Source organism: Streptomyces colwelliae, from assembly GCF_048158785.1.
Taxonomy (GTDB): Bacteria; Actinomycetota; Actinomycetes; order Streptomycetales; family Streptomycetaceae; genus Streptomyces.
The window spans coordinates 1-455 of record NZ_JBLTJC010000952.1 but is presented as its reverse complement, the minus strand read 5'-3'; the positions used below and the strand labels follow the sequence as shown (position 1 = coordinate 455).

The window sequence follows — 455 nt, the reverse complement described above, 5'->3', positions numbered from 1 at the left end:
GCGTTAATGTCCGATTACGCCAATATTGCACTGCATCTGATCGGGCCGCTGCAATCCAACAAGGCCAAAGAGGCGGTCGCGCTGTTCGATGCGATCCATTCGGTCGACCGCCCGAGCATTTGCCAGGCGTTAGCCAAGGAAATCGAATCCCAGAACCGGCATCCGGAATTGTTCGTCCAGATCAATATCGGCGAGGAGCCGCAGAAGGCCGGCATAGCCCCCGGCGAGGCCGATGCCTTCATCGCGAGCTGTCGCGACACCTATGGTCTGAAGATCTCCGGCCTGATGTGCATTCCTCCGGTCGACGAACCGCCGGCGGCGCATTTTGCCCTCACCGCCAAGATCGCGGAGCGCAACGGACTGAAGAAGCTCTCGATGGGCATGAGCGCTGATTTTGCCACTGCCATCATGCTCGGCGCCACGCATGTCCGCGTGGGCAGCGCGATCTTCGGGCA

The 455-nt window shown here is 60.7% G+C and carries 1 protein-coding gene; it reads left to right on the top strand.

The genetic code is table 11. The features are described from left to right. On the top strand, window positions 1-455 hold a 455-nt coding region (locus ACNFOC_RS55310; RefSeq protein WP_416966433.1), incomplete at both ends, for a YggS family pyridoxal phosphate-dependent enzyme.